The sequence below is a fragment of the Rhizobium acidisoli genome, assembly GCF_002531755.2.
Lineage (GTDB): Bacteria > Pseudomonadota > Alphaproteobacteria > Rhizobiales > Rhizobiaceae > Rhizobium > Rhizobium acidisoli.
Genome location: NZ_CP034998.1, coordinates 3,235,774 through 3,260,622 on the forward strand (window position 1 = coordinate 3,235,774; position 24,849 = coordinate 3,260,622).

A 24,849-nucleotide genomic window follows, 5' to 3' on the forward strand; every position below is an offset into this window, starting at 1 on the left:
GCAGTCTATCGGCCGTCGCGATTGGAGGGACCGGTATGACTTACGTGCTTCGACGGATATTGATGCTCGGTTGCATCACCACGTTCATGCCCCTGGCCGCCCTGGCGCAGGGCGCACCGTCTGCCCCTCCTCCCGTCACCGTCGCCAAGCCGGTCGTTCGCGATGTCGTCGACAGCGACGAGTTCATCGGCCGCTTCGAGCCGGTCGACGAAGTCTCGGTTCGCTCGCGCGTCGGTGGGTACCTGCAGGAAATCCATTTCCAGGACGGCGCATTGGTCAAGCAGGGTGACCTGCTGTTCGTCATCGACCAGAGGCCGTTCGTAACCGCGCTCAGCCAGGCAAAGGCGACGCTCGAAGCGTCGCAATCCGCTCTGGTCTTTGCCGATGCGCAGTTCAAACGCGCACAATCGCTCACCGCGAGCGGCAGCCAGGCGGCGCAGACGCTGGACGATCGCCGCCGCGAGTTCGATTCGGCCGAGGCCAATGTCCGCGGCGCGCAGGCAGCCGCCGATCGCGCTTCTCTCGACATGGAATATACCGAGATCAAAGCGCCGCTCAGCGGCCGCATCGACCGCCGGCTGATCTCGGCCGGCAATCTGGTGCAGACCGACCAGACCGTGCTGACCACCATCGTCTCGCTCGACCCGATCGATTTCTATTTCGACGTCGATGAGCGCCGCCTGCTGAATTTCGCCGACACGGCGCGCAAAATGGGTAAGGAACTTCAGCAGGGCGGCGGCGGATTGGATGTATCCGTCACCATCTCGGATCCTTCTGCCAAGCCATTCAAGGGGAAACTCGACTTCGCCGAGAACCGGGTCGACAATCAGAGCGGCACCATTCGTCTGCGCGCCCGCTTCCCCAACCCCGATCTCGTCCTTCAGCCCGGCCTCTTCGGCCGCATTCAGGTCGAAGCCTCCAACACCTACCAGGCTATTCTCGTCCCGGACGAGGCAATCGGCTCGGACCAGAATGAACGCGTCGTCTATGTGGTTGACGCGCAAGGAAAAGTTTCGACCAAGCCCGTGAGGCCCGGCCCGCGGCTCTATGGCTATCGTGTGATCCGCGAGGGCCTCGACGGCACCGAGACGATCATCGTCAACGGCCTGATGCGCGCCCGCCCGGGATCGACGATCACGCCGCAGATGACCGAACTGCCGCGGGAACGCCAGGACACCCCGCCCGAGGCCGCCAATGCGGAGAGCGGACAATGAGATTCGCGCACTTCTTCGTCGACCGGCCGATCTTTGCGGCCGTCATCTCGATTCTCTTTCTCGTCGTCGGCGGCATCGCCTATACACAGTTGCCGGTCTCCCAATATCCGGAGATCGCGCCGCCGACCATCGTCGTGCGCACCTCCTATCCGGGCGCCGATCCGCAGACGATCGCCGATACCGTTTCGACCCCGCTCGAACAGCAGATCAACGGCGTCGAAGACATGCTTTACATGTCGTCCTATTCCAGCGCCGACGGCGCCATGTCGCTGACCATCACCTTCAAGCTCGGCACCGATCTCGACAAGGTGCAGGTGCTTGTCCAGAACCGTGTTTCGATCGCGCTGCCCCGCCTTCCGGAAGAGGTCCAGCGGCTCGGCGTGACCACCGACAAGAGTTCGCCCGACCTGATGATGGTGGTGCATCTTCTGTCGCCGTCGCACCGCTACGACCAGCTTTACGTCTCGAACTACGCCCGCAACCGCATCCGCGACGTTCTCGTCCGTCTTGACGGCGTCGGCGATGTGCAGATCTTCGGCGAGCGCCAGTATTCGATGCGCATCTGGCTCGATCCGGAAAAGCTCTCGGCCTACGGCATGACCTCGGACGACGTCGTCTCCGCCTTGAGAGACCAGAACGTCCAGGTCTCCGGCGGCAAGATCGGCGCGCCGCCCGTCACCGGCAAGAACGCCTTCGAATATACGGTGCGAACGGACGGACGCTTCTCCGATGTGCGCGAGTTCCGCTACGTCATCGTCAAATCGACGGGCGCCGGCCGGCTCGTGCAGTTACAGGATGTCGCCCGTATCGAACTCGGCGCCCAGGACTACGTCACCAACAGCTACCTCAACAATGACCCGGCGGTCGCCCTTGGCATTTTCGCCCGGCCGGGAACCAATGCCCTCGATACGGCCCATCAGGTCCAGACATTGATGAAGGATATCTCCCAGAATTTCCCCGAGGGCCTGGAATATCGCATCGTCTACGACACGACCGAATTCATCTCGGATTCGATCAGCGAGGTCTATAGAACCATCGCCGAGGCCGCCATCCTGGTGGCGATCGTCGTTCTCGTCTTTCTGCAATCCTGGCGAACCGCGATCATACCGATCGTCGCCATTCCGGTCTCGCTGATCGGCACCTTCGCCATCCTGCTGGCGTTCGGCTTCTCGCTCAACATGCTCACTCTGTTCGGCTTGGTGCTGGCGATCGGTATCGTCGTCGACGATGCGATCGTGGTGGTGGAAAACGTCGAGCGCAATCTGGCCCGCGGCATGACGCCGAAGCAAGCTTCCCATGTGACGATGGACGAAGTCGGAACCGCAGTCGTCGCCATCTCGCTGGTGCTGATCGCCGTGTTCGTGCCGACAGCCTTCATCCCCGGCATATCGGGCCAGTTCTACAGGCAGTTCGCCGTGACGATCTCGGTCACCACCGCGATATCGGCTTTGAATTCGCTGACACTGTCGCCCGCCCTCGCCGGCATATTGCTGAAAACCCACGACCACGAAACCAGGCGCGCGAATATCGCCACACGGTTTGGAAGAGGTCTCGCGGACGGTTTCAATCGCGGCTTCGACAGGATGAGCTCCGGCTATTCATGGATCGTCCGGCATCTGGTCCGCAGCTGGGTCGGATTGACGGCCGCGATGATCGCCTTCGTCTGCCTGCTCGGAGCAACCTGGTACATGGGCACGCGCGTTCCCGCGGGCTTCATCCCGACCATGGATCAGGGTTACGCGATCGTCGTCATACAGCTTCCCGACGGCGCCTCGCTGGCGCGTACCGACGCCGTCGTCAAACAGGTGGGCGATATCGCCCGGACCGTGCCGGGTGTCGGCAACGCCGTGCAATTTGCCGGCTTCAGCGGGGCGACGTTCACCAATGCCTCGAATGCGGGCGTCGTCTTCGTGCCGTTCAAATCCTTTGCCGAACGTGAGGAAGGCGGAGAGACCGCCAACAAGATCATCGGCGAGCTTTACGGCAAGTTGCAAAGCATCCAGGAAGCCTTCATCATCGCCATCCCGCCGCCATCCGTGCGTGGCGTCGGCAATTCCGGCGGCTTCAAGATGCAGATTTCCGATCTTGAAAACGCCGACATGACGCGCGTGCTCGGCCTCGCCCGCCAGATGATGGGTGCGGCGGCCACTACCGAGGGGCTGACCGGCGTCTTTACGACATTCTCCGATGCAAGCCCGCAATACTTCCTGGCGATCGACCGTGACAAGGCACGCTTCCTGAATGTGCCGATCCCCAACATCTTCAACGCGCTGTCCATCAATCTGGGCGTCGCCTACGTCAATGATTTCAATGCGTTCGGCCGCGTCTACCAGGTTCGCGCGCAGGCCGACCGGCAATATCGCATGGACAGGGAAGACATCCTCGCCCTGAAGGTTCGATCGGCGACCGGCGCGCTGGTTCCCCTTGGAACGTTGATGGATATCCAGGATGCCAGCGGCCCGGCACTTGTCCAACGCTACAATATGTACGTCTCGGTGCCGCTTCAGGGCAATCCGACACCGGGCACGTCGACGGGCGATGCTATAGCGAAAATGGAAGCGCTGGCAGCGAAGATCCTGCCGCAAGGGACAACCTTCGAATGGACGGAACTCGCCTATCAGGAAACCCATACCGGCAACACCGCCGTCTACATCTTCGCCCTCTCAGTCGTCTTCGTCTTCCTGGCGCTGGCGGCACAATATGAAAGCTGGGTTCTGCCGCTCGCGATCATCCTCATCGTGCCGCTTGCGGTGCTCGCGGCACTGATCGGGGTCTCGCTGAGGGGAATGGACAATAACGTCCTGACGCAGATCGGCCTGATCGTGCTGATCGGTCTTGCGGCCAAGAACGCCATTCTGATCGTCGAGTTTGCCAGGCAGGCGGAAGACGAGGGCAAGTCGCCGGTGGAAGCGGCCATCGAGGCCAGCCATCTTCGCCTGCGCCCGATCCTGATGACGGCATTCGCCTTCATCTTCGGCGTTCTGCCGCTTGCCATCGCCACCGGCCCCGGCGCCGAAATGCGTCAGTCGCTCGGCACCGCCGTCTTCTCGGGCATGCTTGGCGTGACGATCTTCGGCCTGTTCCTGACGCCGGTCTTCTACGTCGTGCTGCGCGGCTGGCGCCGCAAGCAGCCGGCGGAAAAGACGGTGGAAGCCGTCCCGCTTGAAAGCGAAACGGTCTGATCCGCTCCGGCGGGCGGCCGAGAAGGCGGAAGTCAGGTGGAAAACAGATGCACCTGACCCTGCCACAGGCGGGCGACGGTCAGCTTGCCGCTGCGATAGGCGCGCGTATCGAGATTGAGCCGTCTCGGCCGTATGTCGGGCTCGTCGTTCGGCGTGTGACCGTGAACGACGAGCTTCGGCAACGGCACCCGGCTTTCGAGAAACCGCTGACGGATCATGACCAGATCCTCGTCCGTCTGCTCGTCGAGCGGCAGCTTCGGATTGATGCCGGCATGCACGAAAATCACGTTTGGAGTCTCCAGCATCACAGGCATCGCCCGCATGAAATCGATATGCGTGCGCGGCAGCGACTGGCGCAGGAACGAATCGAGCTTTGCGCCTGAAGGAAAGACCAGCGGCAGATGCTCCGGATCGAGGCCATAGGATTTCAGCGACTCCGCCGAACCCATCCGCATCCACTCGTCATAGGAAATCCAGCCGTCGATATAGTCGAGCATGGCGATTTCATGATTGCCGGCAAGGCAGATACGGTCGAAATCGTCCGGCGGCGGCGCCATGAGATGGGTGATGACCTGAGCCGATGCCGGTCCACGGTCGATATAGTCGCCAAGCGTCACAATCAGTTTACGCCCCGGCAGCCGCGCGGCATCGCGCAGGATCGCCGCCTCGGCTTTCGCAAGCAGATCGAACCGCCCATGAATGTCGCCGATCGCATAGGTTGGGATCGCGGCAATATCCAGCGTCAGACGTGGTCTCGACTGGCGTGCCATTTTCGAAACCTCGCCGTTGCGAGCAAGAGTATCGCTCATCATGTTTCTCAATCAAGGAAGCCCCACTTGCCGGTAAGTAGAGGCGAAAACAAGGCAATCAAGCTGGTAAGAAAATTCAAAGCCTTGGAGTTTTGTAGAAAAACCGGCCTTATCATTCGAGGGCCGATCCCTCACTCCTGTATCCCTGCCATCGGCCCGACGATTGGAGCGATTTTCGGAAGGCACGAGGCGCCGAATGAGCCTGTTGCAGCGTTCTTCGCCCATCCGAAAAGACGCAGAGCGCCGTAGGAAAGAGTGACTGATGGGAACGGTATCGCAGTTTCACGATAGAAAAAGGCCTCCCGCGCATCGCATCGAAAGTGAAGAGGAGGCGATATCCACCGCCCGCGGCCTTGCCGCCGCATTCCGGCACCAGGCGAGCGAACGCGACATCAACCGCGTGCTGCCCTTTGCCGAACTCGACGCGCTGTCGGCATCGGGACTGACGGCGATCACTGTTCCGCCCGACCATCAAGGGCTCGACGTATCGAACGCGCTGCTCGCCGAAATCGTCGCAATCATTGCCGAGGGCGATGCCTCGATCGGCGAGGCGCTGGAAAACCATTTCTGTGTGCTGGAAACGCTGCGCACCCAGGCGACCGAGGATCTGCAGGCATCGCTGTTTGCTCGCGTGTTGCTCGGGGACCGTTTTGCAGGCGCCACCTTCATCGAAGGAACCGAGCTTACGGCCGAAGGCCCGGGTTACCACCTAAGCGGGCGAACGCGACAGGCGTCCGGTATTTTATTCGCCGACTGGATCGCCGCTGTCGCCGCCGCTCCTCCCAGCCGTCCACTAACCCTCTACCTGGCGGGCGACGACGAAGGCCTGCAGGTGGTCGACGATTGGGACGGCTTCGGCCAGCGCACCAACGGCTCGGCGACGGCGATCGTCGGCACGCTTCACGTCAATGCCGATGCGATTGCGCCGGTCCCCTCCTCCGACGTTTCGACCGGCATCTCGCTCGGCCTGCTGCTCAAGGCAAGCGTCAGCCTCGGCATCGCCCGGGCCGCCTGGAGCGACCTGATGACGGCAATTGGCGATCGCGACACGACGGTCCTTCCCCGCATCGGCGAACGCGCCATCCGCATCGAAACGACGGCGGCAGCCTTAGAACGGGCTGGCCGTAAACTCGACATTGCCCAGGTCAATCCCGTCGAGGCCGCGATGGCGGACGCGCATTTCTCCGCCTCGGCGGCCGCGATCCTCGCCGGGGAAACGGCACTCGACACCGCAAACGCGCTGTTCGAACTGGCAGGGGAAACATCGGCCGGCATCGGGCTCAATCTCGACCGGCATTGGCGCAATGCCCGCATTCACGCTCTATCGCTGCCACGGGAGAAGCTGGTGCGTGCAGCAGGCGAATATCGGTCGAAGCCCGGCGACGCCTAAAGCGTCGCATCAAACTTGATTCATGTGACGCCTCAAGCTCTTTGTTTTGATGCATGTCGTTATCCCGGAACCACTGCACACTTCCGGGCGACATGCATTCAATTCAGCTGGCGGCGGAAATCGGCAATTCTTCCTTGGGGCCGTCGATGGGGCCGCCGGCGGCGACGAATTGCTCGAGGCTCATATTGTCGAGAATGGCGGCGATCGCGTCACGAACATCGGTCATCGAGCGCCGCACCTGACAGGTTTCCGGATCAGCGCAGTCGTCGCAGGCCTCGTAAGCCGTACGGCTGGCACAGCGGATCGGCGCCAGCGGCCCGTCGAGCGTGCGGATAACATGGCCGATGCGGATTTCGGAGGCCGGTCGCGACAGCGAATAGCCGCCGCCGGGCCCCTTTTTCGAGCGCAGAATACCGACATTGCGCAGTTCGAGCAGGATCGTATCGAGAAACTTCTTCGGGATATTGTTGCGGGCGGCGATGTCATTGATGAAGGCCGTCTCGCCGGGCGCCAGCCGCGCCAGGTCAACCAGCGCCTTCAGCCCATATTTTCCCTTTTTCGTCAGCATCGTCGTCGCCCTGTAGAAAACGCAGTATTTATCCTGCCAATAGCAGGCAAATAGCGTCAAAAGCGTGAACATACAACAAAATAGCTATTATTTATAGCTTATATCGGCAACGTCCACAGGGTGCCCGGCAGTCTTGGAACCGACTTGCCGAGCAATGCCGCTGCATTCAAAGTGTTACAGCGCTGCGCGTGTGAAAAGACGCGCAGCGCTGTCGTCTCGCTCAGATCGTCTTCAGCATTCCGCCATCGACAAAATAGGTGGAGCCGACGCAATAGCTGGCCCGCTCCGAACTCAGAAAGACGAAGACGTTTGCCAGTTCCTCCGGCGTACCGAAGCGTTTGGAGGCGGCATGCTCGTTGGCGACACTCTGCAGGTAGCCTTCCCAGTTCCCGCCGGTTTCGGCGGTCAACTGCTTGGCGGTCTTGATCCAGTCGGGGGTGAGGATCAGGCCGGCATTGACGCAGTTGACGCGGATATTGTCCGGGATGAGTTCGGTCGAAAGCGTCTTCGAAAACATCATCAGCGCCGACTTGCTGACATTGTAGATCGGCTCGTACCAGAGCGGCTGGACCGCGCAGATCGAGGCATTGTGCAGGATCACGCCGCCGCCGCGCTTCTTCATCTGCGGGGCGATGCCGCGCGCAAGCCGCACCGCGGCCATCACATGCAGATCCCAATAGCTCTGCCACTTCTCGTCGGGCGCCTCCATCACCGTCTCGTTCGATCCGGTGCCGGCATTGTTGATGAGGATATCGGCGCCGTCTTTTTCGGCCGCCGCCGCAATGATCGCCTCCGTTCCCGCAACCGTCGCCACATCGGCGGCAACAGCGACGGCGCTGACGCCGTACTTCTCGGCGATACGGGCGGCCTCCGCCTCGAGCCGTTCGCCGCCACGGGCCGCCAGCACGAGATTGGACCCCTCAGCCGCCAGCCCCTCGGCGATCGCCAAGCCGATCCCGACAGACGCGCCTGTTATGACGGCGGTCTTTCCCTTCAGTCCCAGATCCATATTTTCCTCCGCGCAAGCGGCCGGCGGTTCCGGCCTGATGTGCCGAATGTTCCGCCGATGAAACCGCGCGTCAAGCATTGAGATGCCTCTTGCGGCGGGCACCGATCTGTCGCAGCCTGCATCCCCATATGCGAGGAGTTTTCATGCGACGTTATTCAGCCTGCATAGAGTGGCTATTTGCCGAAGAAGGCGACAGCTTTCCCGATCGCATCCGCCGCGCCCATGCCGGCGGCCTGACGGCGATCGAATTCTGGCGCTGGACCGACAAGGATCTGGACGCGATCGAGGCGGCGCTTGATGAAACCGGCCTTGCCGTCACCAGCATCGTCGCCGAGCCGATGATCGCGCTGACCGACGCCGGCAACCGGCAGGCATGGCTGAAAGGCTTGGCCCAATCCGTCGCCGCCGCAAAGCGTCTCGGCGCGCCCGTGCTGATTGCCCAGGCCGGCAACGATCTTCCGGGCGTGACCCGCGAGCAGCAGCGCCGGGCGCTCACCGAAACGCTAAAGGCGGGCGCCGATATTCTTCGCGGCAGCGGTGTGCGCCTCGGCGTCGAGCCGCTCAACATCCGCATCGACCATATCGGCTATTTCCTCGATTCAACCAGCGAAGGTCTCGACATCATCGATGACATCGCCCGCCCCGAGATCGGCATCGTCTACGACATCTACCATTCCGCCGTGATGGACGAGCGCACGGAAGAGGTGCTGGACGGCCGTCTCGACCGTGTTTTCCACGTCCATGTCGCCGATCATCCCGGCCGCAACGAACCGGGCTCCGGCGGCATCGACCTGGCCCACCGCCTCGGCTGGATCTTCGCCAACGGCTATGATGGCGCCGTCGGCCTGGAATACCGGCCGACCAGACCCGGCGCAGACGCAGTCAGGTCCGCGATCGCCTCGCTTGACGGTTAGGTCGGGTTTGCGCCTTCGGCAAAGGCTTCAAGCTCGGGGTCGAAATCGACCTCGACGACATTGTTGAAGACGGCAGTGGCCAGCATGATGCCGGCAAAGGCGACGAGATCGACCAGCACCTTGGTGTCGTAGCGCTGTTTCAGCTTCGCCCAGAGTCCGGTCGAAACGGCATTGGAATCGGCGACGATCGCCTTGCCGAAAGCGTCGAGCAAAACTTCCTCCTCGGACAGCTCCAGCGCGTCGGGATTGAAACCCTTGTTGATCAGCGCCCGGCGAAAGAAGGTAATGGCGATCTTCGATTTCGCCGCCTTCGAAATCGCATGCGAAAAGATCCAGATCGCCCGGTCGCTGATGAAGGGATCAAGCTCGGCCCGCAGCGTGAACCACTCGGCATAAATGCGATGGGCGACCGGCGAATGCAGCAGCGTCCGCTTCATATTGGTCATGCGCCCACGCAGCCTGACTTCCTCGTCATGCGCCGCCCGAATCTCGTGCGAAGCCGTGTCGTAATCGATCTGTGGCAGGTGGCTCATCGGGTGCCCTCTTTCTGATGCGCAAAGATAAATCCGCTTGGCCGCCGTGCGGCGCCTACCTAGATTGTTTACACCGAAGATGGAGGCAGCGCATGAGCGACGACCACGAGCATTCTCACATCGATTGGCGGGAACATGGCGTCAAGGTCATTCCCGGCAATTCGCTCGATCCGAACACCGCGCAGACGCCGGGCATGAACCGCGCGACCGCGATCAACAACGCCCGCGCCGGCGCCGAGAAAATCTGGGCCGGCACGGTGACGATCCATGCCAATGCCAAGACCGGCGCTCATCATCACGGCGATCTCGAAAGCATCATTTACGTGGTCAAGGGCAAGGCCCGCATGCGCTGGGGCGAGCACCTGGAATATACCGCCGAAGCCGGCCCCGGCGACTTCATCTACGTCCCGCCCTATGTGCCGCATCAGGAGATCAACGCCAGCCGCGACGAGACGCTGGAATGCGTCCTCGTCCGCTCGGGCCAAGAACCTGTTGTCGTCAATCTCGACATCGAGCCGGTGGAAAAGCCGGAAGACGTGCCCTGGATCGACCCGATCCATCACTGATGCATGCCGACACCCGTCAGGCGTGAACCGCATCCGCCCCGCTCATGGCCGGGTTTTCGATGATCCGGCCGGTATCGGCGGCATAAAGGTGGATCGCATTGTGATCGATCGCGATGCCGATCGGATCGCCCGACTTCACGGTCACGGCCTCGGTCAGCGCCACGGCAAAGGGCAGCCCGTCGAAGTCGGCGTGAACGACGCGGCTCGCACCGAGCTCCTCGATGAAATCGGCCGTCGCCATCAGGGCGCCGGGCGCATCCGGCGCCACCAGACGGGCGGCCTCGGCGCGCATGCCGAGCACGACGCGTTTGCCCTTCAGCGCTGCGGCGCGTTCGCGCGGCAAAGCGATCTTGCGGCTCTGGTCGTAAACGAAGACGCCCTCGTCGTTGATCGTGCCCTCGAGCAGATTCATCGCCGGCGTGCCGACGAAGCCGGCGACGAAACGCGAGACCGGATGGTGATAGACCTCCTCAGGCGTGCCGACCTGCTCCACCCTGCCGCCATTCATCACCACCAGCCGGTCAGCCAGTGTCATCGCCTCGGTCTGGTCATGCGTGACGAAGATCGAGGTGGCGCCGAGGCGGCGGTGCAGGCGGCGGATTTCAGCGCGCATGGCGATGCGCAGCTTGGCGTCGAGGTTCGACAGCGGCTCGTCGAAGAGGAACACCTTCGGTTCGCGGATCATCGCGCGCCCCATGGCAACGCGCTGGCGCTGGCCGCCGGAAAGGGCGGCCGGCCGACGGTCGAGGAAGGGTTCGAGGCTGAGCGCCTTGGCAACCTCGGCGACGCGGCGGCTGCGCTCGGCCTTCGAAACCCCCGCCACCTTCAGGGCATAACCAATATTCTCGGCGACGGTCATATGCGGATAGAGCGCATAGTTCTGAAACACCATGGCGCAGCCGCGCTCGCGCGGCTCCAGCTGGTTGACGACCCGGCCGTCTATGGCGATTTCACCGCCGCTGATTTCCTCGAGGCCGGCGATCATGCGCAGCAGCGTGGACTTGCCGCAGCCGGACGGGCCCAGGATAACGATGAATTCGCCGGACTGGATCTCCAGGTCGACGCCGTGAACGACGGGAGTTTTGCCGTAGCTCTTCTTCACATCACGGATTGAGATCGGTGCCACAGGACTGCTCCTTCATTTCTCGGTAGAGATAAGGCCGCGCACGAACCAACGCTGCATCAGGATGACGAGCACCAGTGGAGGCGACATGATGATAAGTGTACCTGCCATGGCGACGTTCCAGTCTGGCAGGCCGAATTCGGATGGGATGAGGGTCTTGAGCTGCGTCACCGCAATGCCGAAACTCGGATCGGTGGTAATCAACAACGGCCAGAGATACTGGTTCCAGGCCCAGACGAACATGATGGTGAACAGTGCGATCATGTTTGGTCGGGACAGCGGCAGCAGAATGTCCCAGAAAAACCGGGCCGGACCCGATCCGTCCATCTTCGAGGCCTCGGCAAGCTCATCCGGAACGGTCAGATAGAATTGGCGGTAAAGGAAGGTGCCGGTCGCGGTGGCGACGAGCGGTGCCACCAGGCCGGTATAGGAATTCAGCAGACCCCATTCGAGCTTGATCTGGATGCCGGACACCCAGGCGACCAGCGCGGTAATTCCGGTGATATCGAGGATCGTCTGGAAGGGCTGCAGCGCGTTGGCCGCAATCGAATAGGTCGGCACGATGCGGACTTCCAGCGGCAGCATCAGGGTGATGAAGATGATCCAGAAGATCAAATGCCGGCCGCGGAAGCGGAAGTAGACGATCGAGAAGGCTGCCATGGCGGAAAGGATGACCTTGCCGGCACCGACCGCAGTCGCGAAGATGATGCTGTGGATCAGCTTGTTGCCGAGATCGGCGCGGATCCAGGCGGCCTGAGCATTTTCCCAGAAATGCGTGCTCGGGGTCAGCGGCAACGGCACCCGGTTGACTGTCTCCAGATCGAGCGTCGATGCGATGATGACGATGACGAAAGGCAGAAGCGCGATCACCATGCCGAGCGCGAGAATGGTATAGCAGATGAAGTTGAATATCGGCGTGCGTTCGATCATGTCCGCGACCTCACTTGTAGTGCACGCGCCGCTCGATGAAGCGGAACTGGAAGATGGTGAGAAGGACGACGAGCGCCATCAGGATGATCGACTGGGCGGCGGCGCCCGAATAATCGAGCCCCCTGAAGCCATCGAAATAGATCTTGTAGACCATGAGTTCGGTCGCGCGCGCCGGCCCGCCCTGCGTCATGACGTCGACGATACCGAAGGAATCCTGGAAGCTTTCGGTAATGTTGATGACGAGCAGGAAAAACAAGGTCGGCGTCAGCAGCGGCAGCTGGAGGTCCCACATGCGGCGCAGCGGCCCGGAGCCGTCCATGGCGGCGGCCTCGATCAGCGAGCGCGGAATGCCCTGAAGTGCGGAAAGGAAGAAGATGAAATTATAGCCGATATATTTCCAGGAAAAGGCGATGATGACGGCAATCATCGCGTCCTTGCCGTCGAGCGCCGGGTTCCAGAGACCGGGCCAGACATGATTGATGACCGACAGCAGGCCGGCCTCCGGCGCCAGGATGAAGCGGAAGGCGAGACCGAGGGCCGGCGCGGCAATCGCATAAGGCCAGATGAAGACCGACCGGTAGATTTTGTGGCCGCGCAGCTCACGATCCGTCAACAGCGCCAGGATGAGCGCCATCCCCATGGCAATGGCCGTCGAGCTGAAGCCGAAGATCATGCTGCGGGTGATCGACTCCCAATAGATGGGGTCGCTGAGCAATTGCTTGAAATTGTCGAATCCGACCCAGGCGTTGCCGCCGCCCCATGGCTGCTCGAGCGTGAACGCCCAATAGAGCGCCTGCGCACTCGGCCAATAGAAGAAGACGAAGATCAGCAGCAGCATCGGAAATGCGAAGAGCAGTCCGATCGTCGTCGAGGAGAAAGTGACGCGCTTTTCCATGAGTGGTCGTTTTCGCCATGGTTTGGTTAGGCGCGGGCGACACTTCGCATCCGCGACCGATTAAGAGAGCTTACAAAGACGCACCCGGCGCGCGCAGCGCGCGCCGGGTGCGGCTGATATCAGCCGATCAAGGAAGCTGAACGTTCTTGTAGGTCTGCTGGAAGCGGCGCAGCAGCTGGTTGCCGCGTTCGGCAGCGCCGTCGAGCGAAGCCTGGACGTCGGCATTGTTGACGAAGATCGCCTGCAGGCCGTTGGCGATTTCGGTGCGGACCTGAAGCAGGCCGCCGAGACGGATGCCGTGCGGCGCCGTGTCGTCGGCAGGCGATGCCGTCAGGCTCTGAATGGCGAGTTCACGGCCGGCATAAGGAGCCTTGTCGTAGAAGCCCTGCTTCTTGAGATATTCGAAGCCGGAGTTACGAACCGGGATGTAGCCGGTGACCGTCGACCAGGTCAGGGCTTCTTCCGGCTTTGCGATGAAGTTGAAGAAGGCAGCGGCAGCCTTGTATTCGGCGTCGGTGTGGCCCTTCAGAACCCAGAGCGAAGCGCCGCCGACATAGGAGCTGTGGCGGGTTGCAGTGCCGTAGGTCGGGAGCATGGCAACGCCCCAGTTCATGCCCTGCTTGGCGGTGCGGCCGATATTGCCGTGGTCGCCGACCGAGGTCAGGATAACCTGGCAATCGCCGGCGGCAAAGGCTTCGACGAAGGTCTGGCCGACGGCCTTGTTCTTGATGAAAGCCAGCTTGTTGTCGTACCAGGACTTGAGGTCCTTGATGTAACTGACGAGCAGCGGGTTCTTGTTGTAGGTCAGCTCGGCGTCGAGGCCTTCAAAGCCGTTCTTCTTCGTCGCGATCGCTTCGCCGTTAACGGCTTCGAACTGCTCGACATATTGCCAGACTTCGTTGTTGGAGATGTCGAAGGCGAGCGGGCAAGCATAACCTGCATCCTTCAGAGCCTTGAAATCTGCGCCGGCTTCCTGCCAGGTGGCCGGGGCATGGTCCTTGCCGATCTTGGCGAAGGCATCCTTGTTCCAGTAGAGCAGTGCGGTCGAGGAGTTGAAGGGGAAGGAATACATCTCGCCCTTGGACGTCGCATAATAGTTGGCGATGCCGGAGAAGTAATCTTTCCAGTCGACGGTGTAGCCCATGTCGGTCATCAGCTGATTGGCCGGGTAGTAGGCGCCGGAAAGCATGATGTCGAGCGTGCCGGCGTCGGAGACCTGAGCGATGGTCGGCTGCTTGCCGGCGCGGAAGGCGGCAATGGTGTTCTGCAGCGACGCGTCGTAGCTGCCCTGGCTGGTGCAGACGACTTCGTAATCGGCCTGCGACTGGTTGAAGCGATCGCACTGTTCCTGGACACGCTTTGCGATGTCACCGGAATTGCCGAACCAGAAGTCAATCTTGGTCTTATCGGCGGCGGCAGCGGGACCGGCAAGAAACGCTGTAGCGAGAAGGGCGCCAACGGCGCCGAGAAGCTTGGCTTGCATGAGAACCTCGAACGTAAAAAGGGACGCGCACTTTCGGCGCACGCCCTATTAGCTGGTTCAAATTGCCGCGGCCAATGAATATTACATGACATGAAACGATCGAAATCGTTCCGTCACAAAACCTTCATGCGGATATTATTTGCCACGGCCGAGGCTATATTTAGAGAAGCCTCGCCAGCCTCCCCAGCGCACTGCCGAACAATCATATTTGTATTCGCATATTTATGAATTTCAAGGGTTTTCAATATTTGCCTATATTGCAACGCAGCATCCCTATTCGAAGATACCGCCGCATGAAAACTTGCAAAACCGTCTATCTCCCCGCCATTGCACTGCTGTGCAACGCCTGGTTTTAGCCCCAAATTTAAAGGAAATCCTTCAAAATTGCAGCGAACCGGGGATCGAATGCACGGCCGATCGGTCCGGCGGCAGCGCCGATCGCCACCGACCAGGGATCGGCCATGCCGGGCTGCAGGCGCGGCAGCATGCGGCTAGGTCGTTCGGCAATCGAGGGCAGCAGCGGGCCGATGGCGGCAATCAGCCTTTTCACCAGCGCTTCCGGGGCACTGCCGCACAGGATCACGGTCTGCGGATCGAAGACCGTTTCGATGAGATGGATGCTCCAGCGCAGATCCACCGCCGCCGCTTCGATCCAGGTCTTAATGTTTGGATCGCCCCTTGAGGCAAGGTCGTTGATGCGTGCATGGAGATGGGGATCGGCAGGATCGGCCGAGAGATGTTGATAGAGCGAGGCGAGCGAAGCGCGATGTTCGAGCGGCGTCGATTTGCCGTCTGCAAACAGCAGCGCCATGCCGATCTCGCCGGCATTACCGTTGGAGCCACGGTAGAGTTCGCCGTTCAGAATGAGGCCGGCGCCGATGCCGTAGCCGACGAAGAGGCAGACCGCATGGTCGACACCATGGGCGGCTCCCACCATGCGCTCGGCGGTCGCTGCCGCCGCCGCATCGTTCTGCAGGCCGACATCGAGCCCGGTGCCGGCGGCCAGCCTTTCCAGCAGCGGAAACTTTTGCCAGGCCTCCATCATCCACGGATCGTCGCCGCTGCCGGCGACCCCGAAGGGCCCGGGCATGGCGACACCGAGGCCGACCATTCGCTTTTCCGACTGCTGGACGATGCCGGCAAGCTTGGAACGCACATCGGCGACGAGATCGAGGATGACCTTTGCACCCGTCGAGGGACCTCCGGGCGGGAGGCCGGCTTCTGCGCGCACCAGAACACTGCCGATGAGATCGACGGCGACCGCCCGCGTCACATGGCGATCGATCTGCAGGCCGATCGCGAAGGCGCCTTCGGGCACGAGCCCGTAGGGCGTCGAGGGCTGCCCCCTGCCCTTGCGCACCGGCTCCTGCGAACGCACCAGACCATCGCGCTCGAGCTCCTCGATGATATTCGACACCGTCTGCTTGGTCAGCCATGTCGCCCGCGCCAGATCGGCGCGTGAAAGCTCACCATTGATCCTCAAGGCGTCGATCATCACGCGCCGGTTATGCGCGCTGGTGCCTTCGTGGTTGGTGCCGCTCTTTGCCCGGATCGGCCTGACGTCATTCATGTGCAATTGCCTCTTGACTCCAGTAGAATGTTGAAGAAGTAATAAGTCAAGACAATTGACTTAATAAGGGACCGGAGAGTTCCAGGGAACGCAGGACGCCGATAAGGGCTCCGACGACGCTCCGAGACGACTTCTCGAACACCGATGGCGGAGGGCCGCCCTCGGCAATGCGTAAATGTCACAAACTGGAGGCTGCAATGCTGAAATCCTTTACCAAGACGCTTCTGGGTGCGGCCTTGATCGGCGCATCTCTTGCGCCGCATGCTTTCGCCGAAACGACACTGAACGCGCTTTTCATGGCGCAGGCCGCTTATAGCGAGGCCGATGTGCGCGCGATGACCGACGCCTTCGCCAAGGCAAACCCCGATATCAAGGTCAATCTCGAATTCGTTCCCTATGAGGGCCTGCACGACAAGACGGTGCTGGCGCAGGGTTCCGGCGGCGGTTATGACGTCGTGCTCTTCGACGTCATCTGGCCGGCCGAATACGCCACCAACAAGGTGCTGGTCGACGTCTCCTCCCGCATCACCGACGACATGAAGAAGGGCGTGCTGCCGGGCGCCTGGACCACCGTGCAATATGACGGCAAATATTACGGCATGCCGTGGATCCTCGATACCAAATACCTGTTCTACAACAAGGAAATCCTCGAAAAAGCCGGCATCAAGGCGCCGCCGAAGACCTGGGACGAGCTGACCGAGCAGGCGAAGGCGATCAAGGACAAGGGCTTGCTCGCCACCCCGATCGCCTGGAGCTGGTCGCAGGCCGAAGCCGCGATCTGCGACTACACCACGCTCGTCAGCGCCTATGGCGGTGATTTCCTCAAGGACGGCAAGCCGGCCTTCCAGAGCGGCGGCGGCCTCGATGCGCTGAAATACATGGTGGCAAGCTATTCGTCCGGCCTGACCAACCCGAACTCCAAGGAATTTCTGGAAGAGGATGTCCGCAAGGTCTTCGAAAACGGCGATGCCGCTTTCGCTTTGAATTGGACCTACATGTACAACATGGCCAACGATCCGAAGGACAGCAAGGTGGCGGGCAAGGTCGGCGTCGTGCCGGCACCGGGTGTTGCCGGTAAAAGCCAGGCGTCTGCCGTCAACGGCTCGATGGGCCTCGGCATCACTTCCGCCAGCCAGCATCCCGATGAGGCCTGGAAATACATCACCTTCATGACCTCGCAGGCGACACAGAACGCCTATGCGAAGCTCAGCCTACCGATCTGGGCCTCCTCCTACGAGGACCCTGCCGTCACCAAGGGCCAGGAAGAACTGATCTCGGCCGCCAAGGTCGGATTGGCCGCCATGTATCCGCGCCCGACGACGCCGAAATATCAGGAGCTTTCGACCGCGCTGCAGCAGGCGATCCAGGAATCCCTGCTCGGCCAGTCCTCTCCAGAGGATGCGTTGAAATCGGCGGCCGACAATAGCGGCCTCTGATCAAGCTCAGAAACCCGGGCGCCGCCTGCCGTCGCCCGGCCTCTAAAACTGAAGAATGAAGAAGGGTCGCCGATGTCGGGCACTTGGCTGACAACCCGCGCGTGGCTGTTGATGCTGCCGCTTCTCGTGGTCATGATATCGGTTATCGGCTGGCCTTTGATCGATACGGTCGGCCTCTCCTTCACCGATGCCAAGCTCGTCGGCACCGAGGGCAGCTTCGTCGGCATCGACAATTACGCCAGGATGATCTCGGGCTCGAATTTCCAGCGCACGCTGATCACCACTGCATGGTTCGCGATCGTCTCGGTCGCCGCCGAAATGGTGATCGGCGTCCTTGCCGCTCTGCTGCTGAACCAGCAATTCCGCGGCCGTACTGCGCTCCGCGCCCTGATGATCCTGCCCTGGGCGCTGCCGACCGTCGTCAACGCCACGCTCTGGCGGCTGATCTACAATCCGGAATATGGCGCGCTGAACGCCGCGCTGACGCAGCTCGGCCTACTCGACGCCTATCGCTCCTGGCTTGGCGAACCCGGCACGGCGCTCGCCGCTCTCATCGTCGCCGACTGCTGGAAGAACTTCCCGCTGGTGGCGCTGATCGCGCTGGCCGCACTCCAGGCCGTGCCACGAGACATTACCGCCGCCTCGCTCGTCGACGGCGCCGGCGCTTTCGCCCGCTTCCGCTTCGTCATCCTGCCCTATCTCGCCGGCCCGCTGATGGTGGCGCTGGTGTTGCGCACGATCGAAGCCTTCAAGGTGTTCGACATCATCTGGGTGATGACCCGCGGCGGTCCGGCCAACAGCACGCGCACGCTGTCGATCCTCGTCTATCAGGAAGCCTTCTCCTTCCAGCGGGCGGGCTCGGGCGCATCGCTCGCCTTGATCGTCACGCTGCTGGTGACCCTGCTGGCCGCCGGCTATGCCGCCCTGGTGCGCAAGACGGCCGGGAGTGCGGCCTGATGGAACGCCAAAGCCCGCTCTTCTCAGCCTTCATTCACCTTTGCGCGCTGCTGCTTGCCGCCGTCATCCTGGCGCCGATCCTCTGGCTCTTCATCATGAGTATCTCGCCTGCCGCCGACCTTGCGGCGAAGCCGCTGCGCTGGTGGCCGCAAACGGCGGATTTCTCTCGCTACGCCGTGCTGCTTTCGACGCTCGAAAATAGTGCCGGCGCCGCCTTTACCGCGTCGCTGCGCAATAGCATCGAGGTAGCGGGCATGGCGACGATCGCCGCCATCGCGCTTGCCATTCCGGCCGGCTGGGCGGTGTCGCGCACGCCTTCTGTCGGATGGTCGCTGTCGATGGTGATCGCCACCTATATGCTGCCGCCGGTGGCCCTCGCCGTCCCGCTCTATATGGGTCTCTCCCATCTCGGCATGCTGAACAACGTCTTCGGCCTTGCCTTGGTCTATCTGACCATCCTGGCACCCTTCACCACCTGGCTGATGAAATCGGGCTTCGATTCCATCCCGCGCGAGATCGAATCCGCCGCAATGATCGACGGCGCCGGCCTGTTCCAGACGCTGAGGATCATCACGCTGCCGCTCGCCGCCCCCGTGGTCGCGACATCCAGCCTCTTTGCATTCCTGCTGGCCTGGGATGAATTCTTCTATGCGCTGCTCTTCACCTCCGACCAGCGCGCCAAGACACTGACCGTCGCCATTGCCGATCTCGCCGGCGGCCGCGTTTCCGATTACGGACTGATCGCCACGGCAGGCGTGCTCGCCGCCCTGCCCCCGGTGCTGATCGGTCTCGTCATGCAACGCGCCCTGATTTCAGGGCTCACCAGCGGCGGCGTCAAGGGATGAACATGACGACAGAAAGAACCCGGCCGGCCGGACTTGCCGCGATCGACCGCGAGATGGCGCGTCAGCACGCCGATGCGCTCGCCTCCTACGAAGCCGCCGCGCCGATGGCGGAAAAAGCCGCTGCCTCGCTTGAGAAGACCGGCCGGCTGCTCTTGCTCGGCATGGGCGGCTCGCATGCCGTCAACCGCGCCGTCGAACCGCTCTACCGGGCCCTCGGCATCGATGCGGTCGCCTTGCCGCTCTCCGAGCAGCTCGGCCAACCGCTGCCCATTGACGGCAGGACGATCTTCGTCACCTCGCAATCCGGCGAAAGCGCCGAAGTCCTGCGCTGGTTCGAAGAGACCGGCGGCATGCAGGAGACCTTCGGCCTGACGCTCGAAGCCACTTCATTCCTCGCAAACACCGCCCCGTCGTTGGTGGGTGTCGGTGGCACCGAGCTTGCCTTTGCCGCGACCCGCAGCCTGACCGTGACCTTCGCCCTGCATCTGGCAATCCTTGCTGCCCTCGGAGAAGATCCCGCGGCCGCACTCGCCGTCCTCAGGACGCCCGAAGACCATGACATCGCCGCTGCCCTCGCCGCCCTCGAAAACGTCGCGACCGTCGTCACCTCGGGCCGGCGCCTGCAGGGTGTTGCCGAGGCGCTGGCGCTTGGGTTGATCGAATTGTCGCGCCGTCCCTGTTTCTCCCTCGAAGGCGGCCAGCTGCGCCATGGGCCGATGGAGATGCTGGGGCCTGAGATCGGTCTCGTGCTGTTCCGCGGCCTGGATGAGACGGCCGGCCTGGTAACAGCGATGGCAGTCTCCGCCGTCGAGACTGGCGCACCGGTCATCCTGTTCGACGCATCCGGCCAAGCACCGGTCGTCGGCGCAGTGACAATCCGCTTTACCGCCGCGACGGGCCTTGCGGCAATCTTCGCCATGCTGCCGGTCGCCCAGCGGCTGATGATCGCCTTTGCCGACGCCCGTGTAGAAAATGCCGGAACGCCGGTCCGTTCCACCAAGATTACCCGGAGTGAATGAATGCGGCCGCTTGCAGTCATCGGCAACGTCAATGTCGACCTCATCCTCGGACCGGCCGCCCCCTGGCCGAAGGCCGGGACGGAAATCATCGTCGATCATGACGAGCTCAGGGTCGGCGGATCGGCCGGCAACAGCGCGCTCGCCTGGCAGGCGCTCGGCATCGAATTCGAAATCGCCGCCAATATCGGCAGCGACCAGTTCGGCCGCTGGCTCGCCGAAGCCTTCGGTCAGCGTTCTGAGAACTGGCCGGTCCGTCCTGAGAAGACGACGCTCTCCGTCGGCATCACCCATCCGGACGGCGAGCGCACCTTCTTCACGACGACGGGCCACCTGCCTCGCTTCAGTCTCGCCGATGTCTTCGCCGTCATCGACGGCGCAAGGCTCCGGGGCGGCTACGCGCTTCTCTGCGGCGCCTTCCTGACCGATGATCTGACGAAGGAATACGACGCCCTCTTCGATTGGGCCGGCAGCCATGACATCACCGTCGCGCTCGACACCGGCTGGCCGCTCGACGGCTGGACGGCAGAAAACTGCGCGGCGACGCGCGCCTGGCTTTCCCGCAGCGGCATCGCGCTGCTGAACGAGGTCGAGACGACGACGCTTGCCGGCATTGCCGATCCGATCAAGGCTGCCCACGAAATCAGGTCGCACATGCCGGAAGGCGCGATTATCGTCGTCAAACGCGGCCCGGATGGCGCCATCGCCATCGGGCCGGATGGCCAGTTGGTTTCGGTGGAGGCACCCCTCGTCGAGGTCGTCGATACGATCGGCGCCGGCGATGTCTTCAATGCCGCCTTCCTCGCCGCGCTCGCAAAGGACGAACCTCTGCTTTCCTGCCTGACGGCAGGCACCGAGGTCGCCTCGCGCGCCATTTCCACCCTGCCCCGCAGCTACGGTGGCCCGACATCCGTAGAGGAGGCCGTGTCATGAGCGCGCTCGACATCCAGAACATCCGCAAGACCTATGGCGAGATCGAGACGCTGAAAGGCATCGACATCTCGCTGGAAAGCGGCGAATTCCTCGTGCTGCTCGGCTCGTCGGGCTGCGGCAAGTCCACGCTCCTGAACATCATTGCCGGCCTTGCCGAGGCAACGAGCGGCGACGTCAGGATCGGCGGGCGCTCGGTGCTCGGCGTGCATCCGAAGGACCGCGACATCGCCATGGTCTTTCAATCCTATGCGCTCTATCCCAATCTGACGGTGCACAGGAACATCGGCTTCGGCCTGGAAATGCGCAAGGTGCCGGCGCCCGAGCGCGACAGGGCGGTGCGCGACGCTGCAAAACTGCTGCAGATCGAAAACCTCCTCGAGCGCAAGCCGAGCCAGCTTTCCGGCGGCCAGCGCCAGCGCGTCGCGATCGGCCGCGCGCTGGTGCGCAAGCCGGAAGTCTTCCTCTTCGACGAGCCGCTCTCCAATCTCGACGCCAAGCTGCGCATGGAGATGCGCACCGAGATCAAACGGCTGCATCAGATGCTGAAGACGACGGTCGTCTACGTCACCCATGACCAGATCGAGGCGATGACGCTGGCGAGCCGCATCGCCGTCATGCGCGACGGCCGCATCGAGCAGCTCGGTACGCCTGAGGAAATCTACAATCATCCGGCTACGCTCTATGTCGCCACCTTCGTCGGCGCGCCGCCGATGAACCTGCTGAAGGCGACGGTGCGTGACGGCCGCCTGGCGCTTTCAGGCTCCGATGCCACCCTGCCCCTGCCCGCCCGTTTCCACGATACGGCCGGCAATGGCCGCGACCTCATCCTCGGCATCCGTCCCGAGGCGCTTCGCACCGACGGCGCCGGCCTGTCGCTCGAGGCAACCGCGGAGGTTTCGGAACTGACCGGTCCGGAGCTCGTTGTCACCGCCCTTGCGGGAAATCAGCGGCTGATGGCCTGCCTGCCGCCGCGCACGCCGATCCGCGACAATGAAAAACTGACCCTATTCTTCGACGAGGAGGCGATGCATCTCTTCGACCTGGAAACCGGCCTCAGTTGCCTCGGCGAGCAATAGGCCGATCAGGCACCTGAGGTCCTCGTTCAATTCGCCGCGTCGGCGGGCTTTCGCTTGTAAACATGGATATAGTCGACGAGCAGAATGGAAGGGTTCGGCGTTTCATCGATCGGCCATCCCGAGCCGAGCGCCAGATTGACCAGCGGATAGAACGGCATGTGGAACTCCTTCGGTGTGTCGAAGCTCCAAAGGTATTGCCGATCCAGATAAAAGGTCGTCTTGTCAGCCTGAATATCGACGCCGTAGGTATGATACTCGCTGTTTAAAATCCCATCCTCGACCGTTTTCCAATAGCCGCCGGTCGAGTTCTGCCCGCCTTGGCTCTGACGCCAGATATGAAAACCCATGCTGAATTCGTAAGGCGCGCGGCCGTAATATTCCAGCACGTCGATCTCGGCTGTGTATTTCGACCGGTCGAGCCCGATGAGCCAGAAGGCCGGCCAGACACCCTTGCCCGGCGGCAGCTTCATCCGTGCTTCGAAATAGCCGAACTGCTGCGAGAAACCTTCGCCCTTCGGGTTCACCGACGACAGCAAGCCTGAACGCCAGGTGCCATCGGCCTCCTTGCGCGCTTCGATCTTCAGAATTCCCTGATCGGTGGTAAACGGAAAGCCGGGAGCCGGATCGGTGAAACGGGCATCACCGAAATCGCCGTTCCAGGGCGTATGGGCGATCCAGCGGGAGCTCTTCTCTCCCCAGGCCGAAACGTCGAGGCTGTCGAAACTCTCGTCGAATGTCAGCTGGTATGCATCAATATTGAGCGGTTCCTGGGCCACGCTGGGCTGGCCGGGCAACGCGCCCAGGCCGAGAACGACGAGCAGACCGAGCCACTTGGCAGATATCCCGTAACGCATTGCTACTCCCTTGAAAACGCTTGAACAAAATCGTCGGGGGCATTTGTCCCGATCATGAGGTGAGAACCTCGTTCCGTCGCGGCATGAGCCTCTGAACGACGATGGTCTCGATACCGTCGGGCCTTCCGACCATCTGCCACAGCAGCAAGGCGCCGGCCCAGAAAATGCCCGCGGCCACCCCGCCGCAAAGCGCCACACAGACGACAAGAGTGACGCCGACTGGCATGGCGACGAGCATCGGCCCCACCCAGAGCAGGAAGGCGATCATCGGCAGGCTCGCGGCCAGCGGCCGGAAAAAGGAATTCAATTGCGCGGCAAAACTCGCGCCGATCAGCCGCCGTGTGATGACGAGCGATGCGCCATAGGCGACGAGGACTGCCACGATCCGCGCACCGAGTGCCCCCGCCACCTGAAAATAGGCGATGCCCAGAATGGTGACCGGGACCCTGACGGCGAACTCGACAAACATCCGGAGAGCGACATAACGGGTATTGTTCATGACCATAGCCAATGGCGGCATCATGTTCGTGGGAAGACCAAGCAGGCTGACAAGGCACAGCCACTGCAGGATCGGCGCAGCCGATGCCCATTTCTCGCCGACGAGGATGCGCACCGTCGGTTCGGCGAGAAGGGCAAGCGCAATGAGAATGGGTGCTGCGACGAAGGTGATCGCATTGGTCGCCTTCAGATAGGCGGCGATCAGGTTGCGGCGGTCTTCGACCGTGGAGAAGGCCGCCATCAGCGGGCGTAGCAACGGTCCGACAAAGGTTTGATACGGAATACCGGCGATATTGTCGGCGACGCTGAAGGCGCCGAACGTCGACAGGCCGGTAAAACGCGGCAGAAGCAGCCGGTCCAGCTGCCAGTTGATCGAACTCAGCACCTGCGACACGGTATTCCAGCTGATCATGTCCTGAAAATGCTTCCATTCGGAAAGGCTGAATGTCGGTCGCATGGGCGCAAGAACATAGGAGGTGATCATTGCCGCGGTCGGGCCGGCGACCGCTCCGATCGCCAGCCCCCAATAGCTGCCTGTTGCTACAGCTACCCCCACCCCGAACAGCAATGTCGATCCCTTGGCGATGAGATCGAGCGCGAACTCGCGTTTGAAATCGAACCGCTGCATGAAAAGAACCATGCGCGGACTGACCACGCTGCGCATGGCGGGCGCGATCGAGAGAACGGCGACAAGGGCGAAAAGCCGGGAATCTTCGTAGACCAGCGCCATTGGCCAGGAGATGATCATCATCAGCAGGCTGATGGCCAGCCCTCTCAGCAGGCTGAGGGTGAAGGCCGTGGCGAACATGTCGTCCGAAGGCGACGATTGACGCATCAGCGCCTGCGTCAACGGCAGGTCCAGGATTGCCTCGACGATGACCAGGACCGACGTGGCGATCGCAACCAGGCCGAAATCCGCAGGGCTCAGCAGCCTCGCCAGGACAAGGAGGCTGACGAAATCGAGCATCCGCGCGAGGAATTTTCCACTGATCGTCCAGATGCTCGCCGTCGCCGTCCTCTGAGATACGCTTGACATGATCTGTTTATC

The 24,849-nt window shown here is 62.1% G+C and carries 22 protein-coding genes; 11 read left to right on the plus strand and 11 right to left on the minus strand.

Annotated features, from left to right (window positions below; all coding sequences use genetic code 11):
• The first annotated feature begins 35 nt into the window (after positions 1 to 35).
• Together CO657_RS15935 and CO657_RS15940 are read left to right on the plus strand one after the other, a co-directional pair.
• Positions 36 to 1,214 (plus strand): efflux RND transporter periplasmic adaptor subunit, encoded by a 1,179-nt coding sequence (locus CO657_RS15935; RefSeq protein WP_012558759.1) that lies wholly within the window; start codon positions 36 to 38, stop codon positions 1,212 to 1,214.
• Entirely contained in the window at positions 1,211 to 4,396 is a 3,186-nt protein-coding gene (locus tag CO657_RS15940) for an efflux RND transporter permease subunit (RefSeq protein ID WP_054182933.1), read from the plus strand. Before CO657_RS15935 ends, CO657_RS15940 begins: the two co-directional genes overlap by 4 nt.
• A gap of 32 nt (positions 4,397 to 4,428) precedes the next feature.
• Here the strand turns inward: CO657_RS15940 and CO657_RS15945 are convergent, their stop codons facing one another.
• Positions 4,429 to 5,205: a metallophosphoesterase family protein gene (locus CO657_RS15945; protein ID WP_172643269.1), complete on the minus strand. Its 777-nt coding sequence runs from the start codon at positions 5,203 to 5,205 to the stop codon at positions 4,429 to 4,431.
• Between the two features lie 262 nt (positions 5,206 to 5,467).
• On the opposite strand from CO657_RS15945, the gene CO657_RS15950 reads away from it, so the two are divergent.
• Positions 5,468 to 6,595 carry a monooxygenase gene (locus CO657_RS15950; RefSeq protein WP_054182934.1) on the plus strand — a complete coding sequence of 376 codons (1,128 nt, stop codon included), beginning with the start codon at positions 5,468 to 5,470 and terminating at the stop codon, positions 6,593 to 6,595.
• Positions 6,596 to 6,698: 103 nt separating this feature from the next.
• On the opposite strand, the gene CO657_RS15955 is transcribed toward CO657_RS15950, so the two are convergent.
• Both CO657_RS15955 and CO657_RS15960 read right to left on the minus strand, forming a co-directional pair.
• Complete coding sequence (locus CO657_RS15955; RefSeq protein WP_054182973.1) at positions 6,699 to 7,163, minus strand: RrF2 family transcriptional regulator; 465 nt, start codon at positions 7,161 to 7,163, stop codon at positions 6,699 to 6,701.
• Between the two features lie 220 nt (positions 7,164 to 7,383).
• The gene (locus tag CO657_RS15960; RefSeq protein WP_054182935.1) at positions 7,384 to 8,172 is read right to left on the minus strand and encodes an SDR family NAD(P)-dependent oxidoreductase; all 789 of its coding nucleotides are present in this window, start codon (positions 8,170 to 8,172) and stop codon (positions 7,384 to 7,386) included.
• Between the two features lie 143 nt (positions 8,173 to 8,315).
• On the opposite strand from CO657_RS15960, the gene CO657_RS15965 reads away from it, so the two are divergent.
• A complete protein-coding gene (locus CO657_RS15965) occupies positions 8,316 to 9,086 on the plus strand; it encodes a TIM barrel protein (RefSeq protein WP_054182936.1) in 771 nt (256 codons plus the stop codon).
• Here the strand turns inward: CO657_RS15965 and CO657_RS15970 are convergent.
• Positions 9,083 to 9,619: a carboxymuconolactone decarboxylase family protein gene (locus CO657_RS15970; RefSeq protein ID WP_003590481.1), complete on the minus strand. Its 537-nt coding sequence runs from the start codon at positions 9,617 to 9,619 to the stop codon at positions 9,083 to 9,085. The two genes, CO657_RS15965 and CO657_RS15970, sit on opposite strands and share 4 nt — an antisense overlap.
• 92 nt (positions 9,620 to 9,711) lie before the next feature.
• Here CO657_RS15970 and CO657_RS15975 point away from each other — a divergent pair, with 92 nt between their 5' ends.
• Positions 9,712 to 10,185 carry a cupin domain-containing protein gene (locus tag CO657_RS15975; RefSeq protein WP_054182937.1) on the plus strand — a complete coding sequence of 158 codons (474 nt, stop codon included), beginning with the start codon at positions 9,712 to 9,714 and terminating at the stop codon, positions 10,183 to 10,185.
• A 16-nt stretch (positions 10,186 to 10,201) separates the two neighbouring features.
• Here the strand turns inward: CO657_RS15975 and CO657_RS15980 are convergent, their stop codons facing one another.
• The 5 genes from CO657_RS15980 to CO657_RS16000 form a co-directional block, all read right to left on the minus strand.
• Positions 10,202 to 11,311 carry a sn-glycerol-3-phosphate import ATP-binding protein UgpC gene (locus tag CO657_RS15980; RefSeq protein ID WP_054182938.1) on the minus strand — a complete coding sequence of 370 codons (1,110 nt, stop codon included), beginning with the start codon at positions 11,309 to 11,311 and terminating at the stop codon, positions 10,202 to 10,204.
• Between the two features lie 12 nt (positions 11,312 to 11,323).
• Complete coding sequence (locus CO657_RS15985) at positions 11,324 to 12,238, minus strand: ABC transporter permease subunit (protein WP_054182939.1); 915 nt, start codon at positions 12,236 to 12,238, stop codon at positions 11,324 to 11,326.
• A gap of 10 nt (positions 12,239 to 12,248) precedes the next feature.
• Positions 12,249 to 13,133: a carbohydrate ABC transporter permease gene (locus CO657_RS15990; protein WP_012485023.1), complete on the minus strand. Its 885-nt coding sequence runs from the start codon at positions 13,131 to 13,133 to the stop codon at positions 12,249 to 12,251.
• 127 nt (positions 13,134 to 13,260) lie between these two features.
• Entirely contained in the window at positions 13,261 to 14,616 is a 1,356-nt protein-coding gene (locus CO657_RS15995) for an extracellular solute-binding protein (protein ID WP_054182940.1), read from the minus strand.
• A 364-nt stretch (positions 14,617 to 14,980) separates the two neighbouring features.
• A complete protein-coding gene (locus CO657_RS16000) occupies positions 14,981 to 16,186 on the minus strand; it encodes an ROK family transcriptional regulator (RefSeq protein ID WP_054182941.1) in 1,206 nt (401 codons plus the stop codon).
• Between the two features lie 197 nt (positions 16,187 to 16,383).
• Here CO657_RS16000 and CO657_RS16005 point away from each other — a divergent pair, with 197 nt between their 5' ends.
• From CO657_RS16005 to CO657_RS16030, 6 genes are all read left to right on the plus strand, one after another.
• Positions 16,384 to 17,622 carry an extracellular solute-binding protein gene (locus CO657_RS16005; RefSeq protein WP_012558771.1) on the plus strand — a complete coding sequence of 413 codons (1,239 nt, stop codon included), beginning with the start codon at positions 16,384 to 16,386 and terminating at the stop codon, positions 17,620 to 17,622.
• Between the two features lie 72 nt (positions 17,623 to 17,694).
• Positions 17,695 to 18,579, plus strand: coding sequence for a carbohydrate ABC transporter permease (locus CO657_RS16010; RefSeq protein ID WP_003590468.1), 885 nt, complete (start codon positions 17,695 to 17,697; stop codon positions 18,577 to 18,579).
• The gene (locus tag CO657_RS16015; RefSeq protein WP_003590466.1) at positions 18,579 to 19,424 is read left to right on the plus strand and encodes a carbohydrate ABC transporter permease; all 846 of its coding nucleotides are present in this window, start codon (positions 18,579 to 18,581) and stop codon (positions 19,422 to 19,424) included. Before CO657_RS16010 ends, CO657_RS16015 begins: the two co-directional genes overlap by 1 nt.
• Positions 19,421 to 20,443: an SIS domain-containing protein gene (locus CO657_RS16020; RefSeq protein ID WP_054182942.1), complete on the plus strand. Its 1,023-nt coding sequence runs from the start codon at positions 19,421 to 19,423 to the stop codon at positions 20,441 to 20,443. The genes CO657_RS16015 and CO657_RS16020 overlap by 4 nt, the downstream gene beginning before the upstream one ends.
• Positions 20,444 to 21,373: a PfkB family carbohydrate kinase gene (locus CO657_RS16025; protein WP_003590463.1), complete on the plus strand. Its 930-nt coding sequence runs from the start codon at positions 20,444 to 20,446 to the stop codon at positions 21,371 to 21,373.
• Positions 21,370 to 22,449, plus strand: a complete 1,080-nt coding sequence (locus CO657_RS16030; RefSeq protein ID WP_054182943.1) for an ABC transporter ATP-binding protein — start codon at positions 21,370 to 21,372, stop codon at positions 22,447 to 22,449. Before CO657_RS16025 ends, CO657_RS16030 begins: the two co-directional genes overlap by 4 nt.
• 26 nt (positions 22,450 to 22,475) lie before the next feature.
• On the opposite strand, the gene CO657_RS16035 is transcribed toward CO657_RS16030, so the two are convergent.
• Entirely contained in the window at positions 22,476 to 23,303 is an 828-nt protein-coding gene (locus CO657_RS16035) for a glycoside hydrolase family 16 protein (RefSeq protein WP_012558776.1), read from the minus strand.
• 52 nt (positions 23,304 to 23,355) lie between these two features.
• Entirely contained in the window at positions 23,356 to 24,837 is a 1,482-nt protein-coding gene (locus CO657_RS16040) for a lipopolysaccharide biosynthesis protein (protein ID WP_054182944.1), read from the minus strand.
• Positions 24,838 to 24,849 lie beyond the last annotated feature (12 nt).